Here is a 16,832-nt window from a genome sequence, read left to right as displayed (position 1 = left end):
CCACTCTGTGAGGACACGCATCCCATGGCCGCATTCGACGACTCGCAAATACGGGCTCTGGGCAACCAGTGGATCGAAGCCGGTCGGAGCCTCCTCGACGGGCTGCGGACCATGCACGGGAGCATGCAGTCCATGGCCGCCGAATGGACCGGCAAGGCCGGCCGCTCCGCACAGGTGGTCTGGAACGGCAACGGCAAGCACAACATCTTCGAAGCCGTCTGGGAGGCGGGCACCACCGTTGAGGCGATCGGCGAAGCGATCCTGAGCTATGCCGACGAGCTGCAGAAGACGGTCCAGGAAATCAACCGTGCCCACCTGATCGAGGGCCTCGCCGCGATTTTCGGCACGATCCTCGGTTTCCTCACGTTCCCCATCGGAGGTCTGCTGGGGCGGTTCGCCGGGTTCATCGGTGAGCTGACGTCGAGCATCCTGAGCACCATCTCCAGGGTCGGCGCCGCTGCCGCAGCGCTCGGCCGCGCGGCCACCTTCGCCGCCGATGCCTTCATCAACGGGGCAATCCAGCTTGTCAACGACGTGATCTCCCAGGTGCTGGCAAAGGCAGCCGCCCATGCGCCGATCGACGTCCACCTTGACAACCTTGAGTCCATAAGCGTCCTCTTGGCCTCATGGCTGGGTGCGACCTTCGGCTTCCAGCACCCCCAGGTCGGCACAAGCGGAGAGGTGCCGCATGTCGGAACCCCGCGCCCTTCGTCAGTGCCATCGGTGGAAGGGGCCGTCCCGCACGTTCCGCCAACCACCGCCCACGTCGAAATACCGCGCCCCGGGACCCCGGGCTCCCCCTCCGTGGGCTCGCTCGACCCTTCTGTGATCACAACAAGCCATACGCCGATACCTGTGAAGAGCCTCTCGGACTCGGTGATCGAAGTACCGCGCTCCGCTGCCGGTGCCCAGGGTTTTCATACGGGCTCATCGGCGCCGAGGGCCGTTGCTCCCGAAGACAGTGGCGCCATCGCGGCACCTGCCGGGGCACGACCCGGCACGCCGCTTCCGGGCGGGACCGGGCGCGATGTGCCCGTACCCGGGACCACTGGCAGGGGGCCACTGGAGAACGGGACCCCATCTGCTCCCAAGGACCCCGTCAAGGGCGATGCCACGTCCGGGATCCCGAGTGCTCCCGGCTCCGCGTTCCTCGAGCCGCGGCCAGGCACTCCCAGCGGTGTCAAGACTTCCCCGCCTTCGCACGACATCGACACGGGGAGCCTGCGGACCCCGGCCGACAGCCCCGCCGTACGGGATGGACTCCCGCCGACCGCGACCACCGGCATGCATGCTGGCAGTGGGGTCGACCGTGGGGTCTCCCCAGGCGGAAGCACCGGCAACGGCCGAGGCACGGTCACGTCCGCACACGGCTTCGAAAGCCTGCAGGAGCGCGCGGCGAACGCGGGCGCCGCGGGCAGTGGCAACGGCCTGGCTGCGGTAGCCGGGCACGGTGGCGCTGATGCCGCACCTGGCGCCCCGATGCGGTCTGGTGGCCCGGAGACCGCCGGTGCCGCCCGTCCGTCGGACATGACCAGCAGTGTGCGGAGCCAGGCGGAGGCGGCCTCCCCCTCGACGCCACCCGCGGGAGGACGCCCCGCGCCCGGCGACCGGCGCCTTGAGGTGGCTGCTGGGCGCGGGCACGCGGAGCCGGGGGGCACGGGTGTGCGCACGAAGCCGTCGGGAGTGGAACCCGAGGGCACCGGACGTGCTCCGGACTCCCTCGCGTCGCCGGCGTCCGACTCGTCTGCCGGCAAGCCCCACGACATCGGTTCCGATACGGCGACGCCCCGTGGAGGCGGGGTCACCGTCGAGACCCAGGGCTCGCGCCAGGTCCACGGCGGGGGCACGGACGACGTGTCCGGCCACGGTGCCACAGAGGGCGAGAGCGGCATCCCCGGCCCCAGCCCGGACCGGTCGACGCCCAGGACTGTGCGTCTGGTTGCATCGTCCGCGTCCCTCGATGAAGGAAGAGGCGGGTACACACCGCCCAAAATGAAGTTGCCCGGCAGGGATGATGAGCCGCAGGCGGTCCTCGACGCGCCGTCCCGCGGTGGCACCACCGGCACCGGCCCCGGGAAGCCGGCCGTGACACCGCGCACTGGCAATGTCCGCGAGGACGTTCCCTCGGCCACACCGGCCTCACACGCCGGCGGCGGTAGGGAAATCGTCTCGTCGGACTCGGCGGCAGCCCACGGCAGCGTGGTGGGTGATGACGCTGCCTTGGCCAAGGGACTGTCGGAGAGCGCTGACGTAGAGGCCGCTCGGGTCGCGACGGACAGTGGCACAGGCGGTGTCGGTGGTGACCGGCGCCTTGAGGTGGGTTCCGGCGACGGGCATGTGACGCCGGGTGGCACGGGTGTGCGCTCCAAGGCGCCAAGGGTGGAGGAATCGGCGGACACCGGGCCCGCTCCGGAAGCTTTCGGGTCGCCTGCGGCCGAGCACCACGACATCAGTTCCGGTGCTGCTGCGCCTCGTGGCGGCGAGGACAGCGTCGGGGCCCAGGACCCGCTCCAGGGTGGTGCCCCGGAGCACACGGCCGACCACGGCGCTGCCGATGACGCAAGCGGCACTCCCGGTCACGACCTGGTGCCCGACCACGGGCTTGTCGACGCAGCCACGCTGCGACAGGAATGGGACGCCTTCAAGCAGGGGCATGATGCGCGGACCGGGGCGGTAGTCGAGGCGGAAGCACGGACAGACGGCGCGCCCCTCGACGAGGCTTGGAACCTGGGGCGGGACAAGTGGGCCCAGTACAATAAGACAGAGCCGCTTTCCGAGCGCGAGATCGCCGGCGCCCGATTGAACTGGCGCCATGACATCTCCGAGGCGATCCAGGCAGAGGTAGACCGCTCGGCGTACGTTTCCGGCGAGGCCCTTGACCACATTCTCGATCATGCGGGGCAGAACGCATACAAGCACTACATCCAGGTCGTCGAGCTCCGGCGCTTTGTCACCGAGTTGAGGAACGTGGTCGGTGAGGCACGCGGCTCCCTCCACGGCGAAGACCTACCGTCATTGGGCGACTTGGCACAGCCTCGCGTCTATGACCATGAACTCAATATGTTCGTGAGGGACGATGCCCATCTGGAGGTCGGAGGCAATAAGACCGGCGAAAAGCCTGACGTCTTCCGCAACAAGGAAGAAGATTTCAACCCCATTGAGCAGTGGGCCTACGAAAAAATGGCCGAGTTCGAACGGGCCTTTGCGTCGTACCGTAACTCGGAGGACACCGGGGGCGCGCTACCTCGGTGGGTGAGGGATCGGCTCGACGGCCTACTGGAGGGCGCGGGGCAGGACCTCGAACGGATGGCGGTGCGGGAACGCGACGTCCAGGTGGCCATGGAGAAGCACTTCGCAGCCATAAGGTCCGACAATCCCGAAATGGTTGCAGGAGCCGTTCTGGATCGGGTGGAGTGGGCTCTTCGGTCCGACCTGCGGGCTCTGCATGAGGAGGTGTACCCGGCCGGCGTCAACGCGGCATCGCTCGCACGGTGGAGGCAGGAGACAGCCCAGGTCTTCGAGGAAGTCCCGGGCCGCATCGAGCGGGAGGATTACATATTCTTCCGGCTGAAGGAGGAGAGGGAGTACGCCGATTCCTACCTGAAGAACGAGGACTTCGTTGGCGATGACGGGCCGCAGCGCGTTCTCGGAGAATATATCGACAAGGTTCGGAAGCTTGCTGACTGGCACTTCACCAACCGACTGGACGATATCCGCGATCTCGGCGGCCCTGCGATGGAGTGGACCTCCGTACGTGACGATCTGCGCTCCGGCCTTGGCCAGGCGGCCGACCACGAGGGCAACCTGCAGGTCAAGGCTGTCCAGTTGGCACGGGACTTCCACGGAATTGTGGGGCACCCCGAAGATCTCGAGGCGTTTTCATTCCACCTCGCGGACAGCACCCGCATCCGAGCGGGCGACCGTTACCTGACAGAAGGGGTGAAGAAGTACGACGAGCTGTACGCGCCTTGGCACGACGCAGAGCGCTGGCTCGCATTCGAGAAGCACCATGCGGACCGGTTCGGGACCGAGCTCGGCAATCTCCAGGCCCCCCGCCCCGAGCCCATGAGCCGGCCCGGCAACCCCTCCGGCTCCGCCGGAGATGGCCCTTCCCTTCCCCCGTCCCTTGAGGGGCGGCCCGAAGAGCCCAAGAGCGCCATCCCCGCCGCCTCGACGGATCACGACGCGCAGGTACAGGTGCAGGCGGTTATGGAGCGTGGCGTGTCTGACGTCCGCGACCTGACGGCTCACGCGCCCAGGGCAACGTCTGGCACGTCCCGTGTCGAGGTTGGGGTTCGTGATTGGTTGAGGGAGCGGGGGTCTGCTGTTTCCGATGAGCAGGTCTCTCGTGTTCTGGGGGAGTTTGACGGGGATCAAGGTTTTGCTGGTCTGCCGGTGCGTCTGCGGGTGGACGCGGTGGCCAGGCGGGTGGTTGCCGAGAACGTTCTGGCGGGTGCGGTCAGGCGGCAGGGCGGTTTGGGCGATGTCGAGGTCTCCGAGGTGTGGCGCGTCCATGGCGAGCTGGTGCGGGATCTTGGGGCGGGCTTTGCGAAGTTGAGTCTGCAGCGGCGGGCCGATGAGGTGGCCAAGTGGATGGTGGGGGATCGGGCGCTTGGTCGCGCGGGTGGGGTGTTGCGTGGCGAGGCCGGCGATGTGGATGTTCCGGTTCGGCAGGTGGTGGACCGGGTTCATGGCGATCTGGTGCGGGAGCATGCCGCTTTCGGGCAGATGCCGGTGGAGGCGCGCGCGCAGGCTGTGGCGGACCGGATCGGTCAGGAGCGGGCTGCGTTCATCGAGGTCAACAAGTCCCGTGGGGTGAAGGACTTCGTCGGCAGCGACCAGGTGCGGTGGGTCTACGAGGACCGGAGGCATGACGGTGGGGACGCAGACTTCGGACAGCTGACCGCCGAGGACGGGCAGACGCTGCTGCCACACCAGACGTCCGACTCGCCCCTTGTCGAGGCTGGGGTTCGTGATTGGTTGGGGCAGCGGGGGTCTGCTGTTTCCGATGAGCAGGTCTCCCGTGTTCTGCGGGAGTTTGACGGGGACCGTGATTTTGCTGGTCTGCCGGTGCATCTGCGGGTGGACGCGGTGGCCAGGCGGGTGGTTGCCGAGAACGTTCTGGCGGGTGCGGTCAGGCGGCAGGCCGGCTTGGGTGATGTTGAGGTCGCCGACGTATGGCGCGTCCATGGCGAGCTGGTGCGGGATCTTGGGGCGGGCTTTGCGAAGTTGAGTCTGCAGCGGCGGGCCGATGAGGTGGCCAAGTGGATGCTGGGAGATCGTGCCCTAAGTCGTGTGGGTGAGCTGTTGCGCGGTGACGTCCGCGATGTGGATGTTCCGGTTCGGCAGGTGGTGGACCGGGTTCATGGCGATCTGGTGCGGGAGTCGCGCGGGGGTGCCTTCGGGCACATGCCGTTCGGGGCGCGCGCGCTGGCCGTGGCGGACCGGATCGGTCAGGAGCGGGCTGCGTTCATCGAGGTCAACAAGTCCCGTGGGGTGAAGGACTTCGTCGGCAGCGACCGGTTGCGATGGGTCTATGAGGACCGGGCGCATGCGGGCCAAGGCGCTGACTTCTGGCAGCAGACCACCGAGGAACGCACCCGCGTGGTGACTGAGCGGTTCCCGCTGGCTGAGCACGACTTTGCCGGCGAGGTCCGCGACTACGTGCGGGAGCGCACCGACTTCGTCTTCACCGACGCCGAGATCAACGATGCCCACCGACAGCTTGCTCAAGAGAGGCCGAAGTACGCGCAACTGTCGGAGCAGGCGCGGGCCCGGCTGGTCGCCGACGCCCTGGCTCGCCCCGTGGAGGACCTGGAACGCGCCACGAACAGCGTGCTGTTCCGGCAAGGAAAGGACTTCGCCAAGAGCGCCGAGGTGTACAGGGCCTGGAACGCTCTGAACGAGGAAGTCCCGGAAGCCGAGTTCCCACAGACGAGGGACGAGCAAGCCCGGGCCGTCGCCGTACGGGTACTGGAACACAGGAGCCGTGTCCCCGCGACGCCCACGCAGGCCAACGACACCAGACCCCTCTTCCCCGCCCATGACACCCCGGACGCATCCGTTACCCACACGCCGGAGGACTCTCATACTGAGACGCCGGGTGCGGTGGATGTCCAGCGAGGGACCGCGGTGCCGGAGGAGGCCAGTTCCTCGGGTCCGCAGGTCGAGGTTGGGGTTCGTGATTGGTTGAGGGAGCGGGGGTCTGCTGTTTCCGATGAGCAGGTCTCTCGTGTTCTGCGGGAGTTTGACGGGGATCAAGGTTTTGCTGGTCTGCCGGTGCGTCTGCGGGTGGACGCGGTGGCCAGGCGGGTGGTTGCCGAGAACGTTCTGGCGGGTGCGGTCAGGCGGCAGGGCGGTTTGGGCGATGTCGAGGTCTCCGAGGTGTGGCGCGTCCATGGCGAGCTGGTGCGGGATCTTGGGGCGGGCTTTGCGAAGTTGAGTCTGCAGCGGCGGGCCGATGAGGTGGCCAAGTGGATGGTGGGGGATCGGGCGCTTGGTCGCGCGGGTGGGGTGTTGCGTGGCGAGGCCGGCGATGTGGATGTTCCGGTTCGGCAGGTGGTGGACCGGGTTCATGGCGATCTGGTGCGGGAGCATGCCGCTTTCGGGCAGATGCCGGTGGAGGCGCGCGCGCAGGCTGTGGCGGACCGGATCGGTCAGGAGCGGGCTGCGTTCATCGAGGTCAACAAGTCCCGTGGGGTGAAGGACTTCGTCGGCAGCGACCAGGTGCGGTGGGTCTACGAGGACCGGAGGCATGACGGTGGGGACGCAGACTTCGGACAGCTGACCGCCGAGGAACGCACTCGCGTGGTGGCTGAGCGGTTCCCGATGACCGAGCGCGATTTTGTGGGCAAGGTCAGCGAGCACGTGCGGGAGCGCACCGGCTTCGTCTTCACCGAGGCTGAGATCAGCAAGCAGATCGCGAAGGAGAAGCCGAAGTACGCGCAGATGTCGGAGCAGGCGCAGGCCCGGCTGGTCGCCGACGCCCTGGCACGCCCCGTGGAGGACCTGGAGCGCGCCACCAACAAGGTGCTGCGAGATGCGGGGAGGAATCCCGCTGAGAGCGCCGAGGTGTACAGGGCCTGGATTGCTCTGGATCGGGAGGGCGAGGCCGTACCCCTGGAGCTGCGCGATGAGCCGGCCTGGGTGGAGCAGGCGCTGGATGTGGCCAGACGGGTACTGGAACACAGGACCCGCGTCCCTGCGACGCCCACGCGCGCCAACGACACCAGGCCCCTCTCCCCCGACCACGACACCACGGAGTCGGATGCCGGCATATCGGCTGACCTTGGGGAGCGCTCCGAGCCCCCGTTGCCGCTGACGCCGGAATCCGAGGTCCCGCGGGACCTGCGGCTGCAGGCCGAGCTTCCGGGCGAGGTCAACAGGCACCTGGTGCTGCTCAACGAGGAGGCCGCCCCGGCCGAGCGGGTCATCGAGGCGTACCACGATCTGAGTGCGTCGCGAGAAGATTTTGCCCAGCAAGCCTGGGAGTCGCAGGTCCAGGCCGTGGCGCGGTACATCGCGGGGCTTGAACCGGTCGCGGAAGTACTAGCCGGGATCGTTCTCAGGAGGCTCCAGGAGAGCGGGGCGTACGCCGCTTCCGATACCGAGATCGCCGATGCCCAAAAGGAGCTCGTGAAGGAACAGGCCGACTTTGTGCGTCTGCCCCTGCGCGCGCAGGCGGACGTGGTGGCCGAGCGGGTGGTGGACGAGAGATCTTTGGTCCGGGCTGTCAGGCAGGGTGGCTTGGGCGATGCCGAGGTCGCCGAGGTACGGGGGGCATATGGCGAGCTGAGGCGGGATCTCGGAGCGGGCTTTGAGGAGGCGAGCCTCCAGCGCAGGGCCGACGAGGTGGCCAAGCGAATACTGGAGGATCGGGGCCTGGGACGTGTGGTCGAGATGTTGCGTGACGAGGTCCACCACGAGGTCCGCGAGGCGGAGGAAGCAGCTCGGCGGACGGTCGATGAGGTCCATTACGCCTTGGTGCGGGAACATGGGGACGTCTTCCGGCAGATGCCATTGGAGGCGCGGGGTCAGGCTGTGGCCGACCGGGTGGCCGAGGAACGGGCTCTGCTGCGCCAGGTCAACGAGCTGCGGGGCGCGAGCGCATACGTCACCGGTGCCCAGGTGCGGTGGGTCTACGAGGACCTTGCGCCCGAGGACCGTGCCGCCCTTTCGCGGTTGACGCTGGAGGAACGGGCCCGTGTCGTGGCTGAGCAGGTCCCGTCGGCCCAGCGTGGTCTTGCCGACGAGGTCCGCGAACGGCTGAAGCGGCGTACGGAGTTCGTCTTCTCCGAGGATCAGATCGGGCGTGCCCACCAGCAGCTTGTGAACGAGGAGGCAGGGTACGCGTGGCTGTCGGAGCAGGCGCAGGCCCAGCTGGTCGCCGAAGCCCTGGCACGTCCGGTGGAGGAGCTGGCTGACGCCGTCAACACACTGCTGCTACGGGATGAGAAGGAACCTGCCGGGAGCGCTGAGCTGTCCGCGATCCACAGGGACCTGGAGCAGGAGACCCGCGGCGGCTACTTTGAGTTGCCGGTCGCAATCCAGGCCCTCCTCGTCATGGTCCGGCTGGAGGAGACGCGGGAGCGGGATTCCGCCGTGCCCGAGCCTAGTGGGGACTCGCCGGCCGACGGTGCTCAGGCTCTGGGGCATCCGCCCGTTGTCCATGGCGACGCCGCCGTTGCCGCGGTTCCTCCCGCGGCGCAGGAGTTCCCCGAATTCGAAGCCGCCCCTGGCCGCCCGTACCGCAGTGAATGGGAGACCTCGCGGAACCTGACACCGGCGTCCCCGATCTCCGATGCCTTCGTCGCGGAGGTCAACGAGCACCTGTCCGGCCTGAAAATGCCGATCGCCACGCCTGGGGTGATACAGGACGAACATAACGCACTGGTCGCGTCGAGTGGTCCCGGCTTCCACCGACAGGATCCCAGGGCCAGGGCCCGGGACGTGGCCCAGCACATCGCCCGTCGCAAGAGGCCTGCTGTACGCGGTGGCGCCTCGGAGCCGTGGGAGACCGAAGGCCCCTCGCTCCGTAAGACTCAGCGGCCGGTGCCCGCTGGCGCTGGTGAGGCGTCGGGCTCTGGTGTTCCGCCTGTCGTACGAGGAACGCGGGATTACGTGCCGATCGGGACGCAGCTCGACCAGCGGCGGCCGCCCAGGCTCGATCCCGGGATGCCCCCGCCGCCGTTGCCGGGGAACCTCCGGCCGGTGAGGTTCGCCGAGGGCTGGATGCCCCCCTACATGAGCGGACGTGTGGCTGATCTGCTTCCCGAGCTGCCGCCGGAGGTGCTACGGGAATCGATCTCGTTCGGGCACAGCGTTCGGACGCTGCGCGGTTTCGACCTGGCGCTGCAGCACATCGCCGACCGGTTGCGTCAGCACCCGGGTATCGCGCCGGCGGCACTTGAGACGCCTGACGGCGGCGGTCTGCTCCAGAAGATCGACGGCGCTTTGCGGGGCGATCCGCAGGTGCTCTTCACTGACGGTGTGCGGTTCGACTACCGGACGGCCGACGGGGAGAAGCGGCAGCTGCTGCTGGAACTGCAGGTATACGGCAACTGGCGGAAATACCGCTTCGGCCTGGGGAGCCTGGAGAAGGTCGACAGTATGCGGCAGCTGGCCAGCACCAGCGGCCGGACCGTGACGAACGGGAGTGCCACGGGGGTTGCGCCTTCGCTGCCCCTGGGGCTCATCAGCGCCGCGGTCATGTGGCACGCCCGGATCTCCACCATGGTCAAGCTTGGCAAGCGGACCGGGTACGACCTGCAGAAGAGGAACGAGATCGAGGGGCAGATCGGTGCCCCGGACGGGGAGCTGGTCCAGGACGACGTCGGGTACAAGGTGACCGTCCTCGACGGTTCGGGGCGCCCCGTGACCTTGGACGGCAGGCCGATCGCCGAGGACGATGTGCGCCGGCAGCCCACGACGTTCGGCTTTGGCATCCATCACGGACTTCAGGTGCGGCTCGACCGGTCCTTGACTTCGGCGGAGTCGCTGGGTGAGGACAGTGCGCCCGCGACGCTGAGCCTGGAGCAGTGGTTGCCTCGGATGGCACGGACCGTGGGGTTCGGTCCCATGCGTCATGTTCAGGAGTGGGCTCTCGCTCACGCGGGAGGGGCTCAGGATTCCGTGGCCGCTGCGCAGATCCGCGGCTTCTTCTCCACCGAGAACTTCCATCGGCTGAGTGACCTGCTGAACACGGGTCGCGTGTTGACGGAGGCGCTGTACGGCGGACGCAGGGGCACCGATCCGGCGGGGATGTTCTCGGTGCGAGTCGAGTCCGGCACCGCGGTACTCGTCAGTGTGGCGAAGAACGCGAGCATGGCCATGTCCGTCCACGCAAAGATGCCCAACGGGCGCACGGTCACCAGCGGGTTCAGCCTCGGTCTTGGTGTCTCGGCTGGTCCTGGCTTCGATGGGATCGGCCTTGGTAACGGCGCTTTCAACATACGGGGCACGCTGGGGGTCAGCGGTTCCGGCCGCTTGGACCAGGAGACGGACGCCGGATGGGAGGTCGCCGGGTCGTCCAAGTACCGAGCGGCGACCAAGGACGTCGCGACGGCGCTGTATTTGGTGCCCAAGAAGGTGATCGTCACCACGCCACCCCGCAGGACGCCGGAGCGGCCCGGCCCGGGGCTCGATGCGTCGGGTCGGACGGTACTGCTGAAGAGCCTGCCCAGGATTCCCGCCACCGAGGAGTTCTGGACGTGGTCGTTGGAGCAGATGACGGTTCCCGAGGCCCGTCACCGGGCTCTCGGTGGCGCCGAGACCGTGCCCGACTCCGGTCGTGAGGCGCCGCTGCCGCCGCTGTATCTCACCGAGAACGAGCCGCCGATGCTCGGCATGAGCCGTGTGGAGGAGATCACCTTCCCCGGTGGCGCCTTCTCGCGTGAAGGCGCGGACCGGCACGCGGTGACCGTCCTCGACGAATTCCGCGCCGCGGTGTTGAGGAGGGTTGCCGGGACCGTCCCGATTGCCTTGGACCACCAGCTCCACCCGCACCACCCACGATGGACCAGCGCCGACGAGTACACGACCGCGCTGTACAACCGGCAGCAGGTGGACGACCAGCTGCAGTACCACAGTGTCATGGCGAACCTGGGCACCATGTCGACCACCGGGGTCGAAATCGCGCTCGTCGGCCCCGGCAGGCTTCGGCGGACGGCGGTCTACTTGCGGGTGCGTGCCAGTCTTACCCGACGCCGTTACGAGGGCAGCCAGTCGAACCAGCGCAACAGCTACAGCACCCCGGTCTCCACGAGCGTGTCCGGCCAGCAAAGTGCCGCGATCTCCGCCCAGGCCGGAGTCGAGGCCGTGCTGTCACTGCGTGACCCGGCTCCTGGCATGGGGGGCGGGCCGCTGCAGGCCGGCACGGCTTCCGCCGGGGTGCGTTTCGGTGTGAGTGCGGGGGTCGCCAACGGCCACGCCATAGCCGCCGCGTTGGAGAGGAAGTCGACGGGCAGCGGCGTGGATCTGTACCGCTATGACCTCGCCCTCAGCGCCGAACTGGGTGGCTACCGCGAGATCCGCCACATGGTGGGCCATATATTTCCTTTCGCCCGCCTCCTCGTCTCCGAACTGCCGTCAATCGCTCTGACCGGGCAACCGGATCCTCACACAACCCTGAATCCGGGCACGTCGGGTATGGGCGAGGTGCTCCTGAGTGTCCCTGTCGAGCACAGGCCCCTCAAGACCATTACGTTCACGAAAAACCCGCCGCGGGTGACGGCGATGTCCCCGCAGGACGCCCGCGCCCTGGCACTGGGCAGGCTGCAGCAGCAGAATCGATCGGCATTTTCCGGATATCCCTACCAGACGATCGCCGTTACGGGGGCCGGCGAACTGACCGCCGTCCTGCGCGAGGTGCTTCGCGAGGCATCCGGCGGCTTTTGGAGGCTGACGAAGGATCCCGCGCCGGAGTTGACCTCGGCTCTGCGGTATTTCGAGGCCTCGACGCTGACCGGGAACTTCGATGAGACCTCCGCACCGAGCGGATTCCGGACGTGGATGCAGGTACCCGCGACGCCGCTGCCGTCCTGGAACGTGAAGTTCGCGCTCAAGACCTCCGTCGTCGGTCCGCCGACCGTCGTCACCCCGGCGGTGAACATGGAGGTCAGCACGGCCGTCGGCAGTTACGGCATGGCCGCCGGACGAACCAATGGGACACGCAGCCTCTTCACCGGCGGCCAGGTGACCTACTCACGGTCCTACACCGCTGTCGGACCCGTGGGAAACCACTCGCTGGTCGCCAGCCCGTACGTTCTCGACGACTCCCAGGCCAGGACTGTCCGGCGGGAGGTCTACGAGGAAGTCAACCGCGTGGACAACCGCCCGCACTTCCTGCTTGCCGCGCCCCTGGAATACAGGCTCGCAGTGGATGCCACCAGCATCGGCCGATGGGCGCAGGAGGCACCCTTCGTTCCCAGGTCCCTGTCCGGAGCCTCGGCCGGGCGCACGATGGTGGTCGAGAACGGCTGGTGGGGCCAGATTTCCGAGCCGGAGGCGTACAAGAGCCGCATAGTGGAGAACCATTTCGGCGAGCTACCGCGGTACACGAGAGAGAAGTGGGTGCCCAACCCGTGGGCGGCAGAGTCCGCCGGGACCAGCTGGCCGGTCAACACCCTCGACACGGCGGAGCCGCTGGCCGACTTCGAACGGCAGCTTGGGCGGCTCGGACTGACCGAAGAGCACCGGGCACAGCTGCGGGCGTTCGCCTCGGACCGCATGGTGCTCGCCATGGGCAAGGCGGCGAAGGCCACCGGTGTCTCGATGCCGGCACGTATCGGCCGCTGGGGCTCGGAGTCCTTGGAGACGTGGGTCGGTGATCGAAAGGTACGACTGCGGATCCAATTGCTTCCCCCCGAGGACGCGACGGAGGGCGGTGGCGGGACGTTTGACGGCCTGGGCCACAGCGTGAGCCTGGAGACCTACCGTGAGGCGAGGGAGACCGTTCAGGAGACCCACAGCCGCTCCTCGGGCGCGACGATCGGTCTTGCGACGTCTGTGGCTGCGGCAACCGGGAGCGCCATCGCGGGAACGGCCGCATCGAGCTACTCCCATTCGGGTACCTCGGTGCAGTCGGCCGTCCGGACGAAGACCACCGGTGGCGTTCGGGCACAGGTGGTGGTGACCACGCAGGCATACGGCGAATACACCACGCCGTACAGGCTCCGTCTCGAACTGGAGGTCGCCGGCGGCACGCCGGTCTCGGTCGAGAGGGCACGCCGTCTGACCGAGCACTTCCCGCTCAGCCTGATGCTGCCCGGTGACCAGCCCTCGCAAGAGGACGTGCTGGCGCTGCCTCGGATTCCCGAGTTCACCGGTCCCCGCCCGGCCGGCCACGTGCTACAGGCGTTGCGGGACGGCACATGGCACCACGTTCGGCTCCCCGGCGACGACATGCCCAAGCCGTTCGTCATGCCCGAGTCGGGCTTCGTCGTCCGCGGCATTGTGGGGTTCGAGGATCTGGAGAAGGCCAACGACTTGGCCATGGGCATCGCCTACGACACGTCGTTGGCGCTACCGGCACACGGCCCCATTGACGACACCCTGCTGGCCCGGGCGAAGGACACACCACTCACCCGTCCGGGCACGGGTGCGGCGCAGAGCCTGAAGGAGGCCACATCGAGCCTGGCCCTGATGGGCTATCTGCACAAGTCCCTGCAGCCGGGCGGCCTTGAGACACCGCAGCTGAGCCATCGCGGCCTTGGCGGCGCTGACGGCCACCTCACCCTCTACTCCAGGCCCGACTTCTCCGGGGCTCTGCTGCTGGGGGTGGCGGACGGCGTGCAATTCGACGCGTTCAGGCAGGGCGTGAACGCCGACAGCTCGTCCTACGGCCGTGGCGGTGCGGCGGATCACACGCTGGACGCCGGACCGGCTGTCACATCAGCGGCCGGCACGATCCAACTGGGCGGCCTGCCGGGCGTTCAGGTGAGCGACTCCGTGACCGCGAACCTGGCCCGTCAGGACCTGACCTCGGTGAGCGTGAACCCCGGCGAGAACAAGCGCGGGTTGTTCGTCGCCGTGCCTTGGCAGTGGCTGAGTTCCGGTCAGGTCCACAACCACCTCAAGGACAACCGTCCGGCGCGGTGGATCCGCAGCGTCTTCGGCAATGTGACGCGGGATCCTCAGATAGTGGAGACAACGACCTGGGTGGTGGGGTTCGTCGAGGAGGGCCTCGCGCGCCAGTGGGGACTGATCACCGACGTCAACTTCCCCGCCGAAGTGTCCGAGGCGTGGGACGCCGTCGGCCAGGCGGACAAGGCGTGGACCGACGCCGACAAGGCGTACATGGGCATTCTCCGCACGGCGGAGAGTGCGAACCTGCACGCCGAGCTGGCCCGTCACGAAGCAGGTGTGGCCGAGTTCACCGCCGCCGCGGAGCGGGCGGCAGCAGCTGTCGATCAAGCTCGCGCCGATCTGCGCGATGCCGAGCCCGCCCATGACGGATGGGAAGCGGAGCAGCGCAGCCGGCTGGAGGAGGCACAGTCGAGGCTGGCAGCCGCGAACGGTGCACTCACCGAAGCGAGCCGTGAGCGGGACGCTGTACAGGCACGTCTTGAGGAGACTTCTGGGCAGCTGCAGGACCTGAAGGAACGGGCCGAAAGCCTGGCCGCACAGTTGGCCGAAGTGCGCAGGGGCGCTGACCGGCTCACCCGCTGGTACCAAGTGCGCCCCACGGGTGTCGAGAAGCCGGGGCCAGTGACCTTCGCGGCGCCGGAAGCCCCGAAGACGGAGGTAAAGACCGAGGCGGAGGCCCCGAAGAGCAAGGGCAAGCAGCCGGCATCGCCGGCCGTGTGGCAGCCTGCCGAGGACGCCCCGGTGCACCCGGCGTACGCCACCGCGCCGTGGCAGCCGCAGAGCGCGGCCGAAAGTGGCGAGTGGGTCTTCGACACGGCCACCGACCATCGCATCCTCAACGCGACATTCCCCGACGGCACCCGCCATGTGTTCGACCTGCACCAGCCCGCAGTCGAGGGGAATGGCTTCTACGCCGCTGTCTGGCAGGCCGGCGGCTTCCAGGGCGACCCCGGTGAACTGGCGACACAGGTCGCGAGGAGATCGCAGCTGCCGAGCGGCCTGCGGATCGATCCGGGTGCGCTCTTCCGCGTTGGCGACCTGGAGGAAGAGATCCCTGCCCTGTTCAGCGCGGACCCGGAACTGCGCGAGCAGATCACCCGCGCCGGAGGGCGGCTGCCGGGTGCGCTGCTCGCCCGGCTCGCAGACGAGCCGAACCTGCGGGAGGCCGTTCTCCGGCTGACTCTTGACAGGGCTCACCGATGGGACGACAGGACAGCCGAGGCGGCAGCCTCACTGACCGCAGGACACCTTGGCAGCGAGCACCGCAGGGGCCTGATCGTCGTCCAGGAAGACGGTTCTTACCAGCTCTTCCGCAACGACGAATCCGACCCGCACCCGGTGATCGTCTACCGGCAGGCGGATGCCTATCTGGCTGCGGTCCCGCGGCTCAGCGACACAGTGCCGTACGACCCGGTCGCGTCCGCGGCGGAAGCTCAGCGGAAGGCGATGATCCGGAAGGGCAAGCGGCCCGAGACGGAGTCCGAGGCCTATCTGTACGCAGCCGTGGCTGATGCCGTGCGTACGCAGCCGTCGCTGCGCGGACTCGATCCCCATGATGTGATCAGGGCTTTTGGGATCTGGCAGGAGACGACGGCACCGCGCATAGGGACGGACGCGGGGGTACAAGCGCTGCGTAATCAGCAGTCGAGTGATCTGGCCCGAATCACCCGGGTGCTCCTTGCTGAAGGTGAGGCGCAGGCCAGGGCTGAGGCGTCACGACTGGCCTCCCAACGCGATTTCCCAGCCGCCCGAGTACACGACAACCCCGTGTGGTACCGGCTGGAGGACTTCACGCCGACCTCGCTGCAGGGCATATGGCTGTTCGCCGTCGACGACGACGGCAAGATCAGCATCGGGCGTGAGCAGGATGTGCCCGCAACGGCCGATGACGACCTCGACGGCCTGTGGCACAGGATGCGGCAGGTCGACGAAAACGCGACGCTGGAACAGCTGAAGGCCGCGATCCACGAGCAGGGACCCGCGACCGGCGCGGCCGAAGTGCGCGGAGCCGGCACCACCGCCGTTCCTCCCGCGCGCATCAGTGGCGAACTTTCGTACAACCACGGTGCGCAGCAATGGGAACTCACCGACCAGCCCGGGCGCTACCTGGGCAACACGATCCGGACCAGTGCCGAACCCGACCAGGTGCGGCAGTGGCTCTCGGAGGCCGCCTTGCGAATCGGCGAGCAGGTCGGCGAACCGATCACGCCGGTGATGTCCACCCTCGAGGAGACGCCGAACACCGTCTCGGCCGTGGGCACCACCGGGCGAAACGAGGAGGGCGGCGCACCGGCGGTGACGCCCACGAGGCGGCGGCTCGGGTATCGCAAGCGTCTCGCGCTCGCCACGACCGTGTGGCCAGGTCCGGTCGACCAGGGGGTGGAGAACCTGCAGAGCAGGCTGCTGGCCGCCGGCACGGGCGCCCGTTCACTCGTGATACTGCCGGACCAGAAGATGTGGGCGCTGAATTCCGGCGGCACGGTCAAGTGGTACGAGCCCACGGCACTGGAGCAGGTGCAGGCCCCGCAGACCGCGTCGGGGGTGGTGATGTCCATCGACCTGGACCCGCAATCCAGGGTGCTCAACGCGGACCCGCAGCTGCTCGCCGAAGCGGGAGCGGACAGGTTCTGCGACCTCACCTTCGGCGCCCCGCTCGGGCACGTCGGGTGACGGCTGCTCCACATGAAGGCGCCGGGGCCGCGGAAACGGTGAGGAACCGTACCGCGGCCCCGGCGCCCGGGAGCTCG

The 16,832-nt window shown here is 68.2% G+C and carries 1 protein-coding gene; it reads left to right on the top strand.

Annotated elements, in window-relative coordinates; translation table 11 throughout:
• Positions 1–24 precede the first annotated feature (24 nt).
• Positions 25–16,755, top strand: a complete 16,731-nt coding sequence (locus FNH09_RS05315) for a hypothetical protein (protein ID WP_152885567.1) — start codon at positions 25–27, stop codon at positions 16,753–16,755.
• Positions 16,756–16,832 lie beyond the last annotated feature (77 nt).

This window comes from Streptomyces adustus (genome assembly GCF_009377175.1).
Lineage (GTDB): Bacteria > Actinomycetota > Actinomycetes > Streptomycetales > Streptomycetaceae > Streptomyces > Streptomyces adustus.
This window is presented reverse-complemented; position numbering and strand designations above follow the sequence as displayed.

Coding starts and splice junctions, on each gene's coding strand:
- FNH09_RS05315 (WP_152885567.1), top strand. CDS start 25: ATGGCCGCATTCGACGACTCGCAAATACGGGCTCTGGGCAACCAGTGG.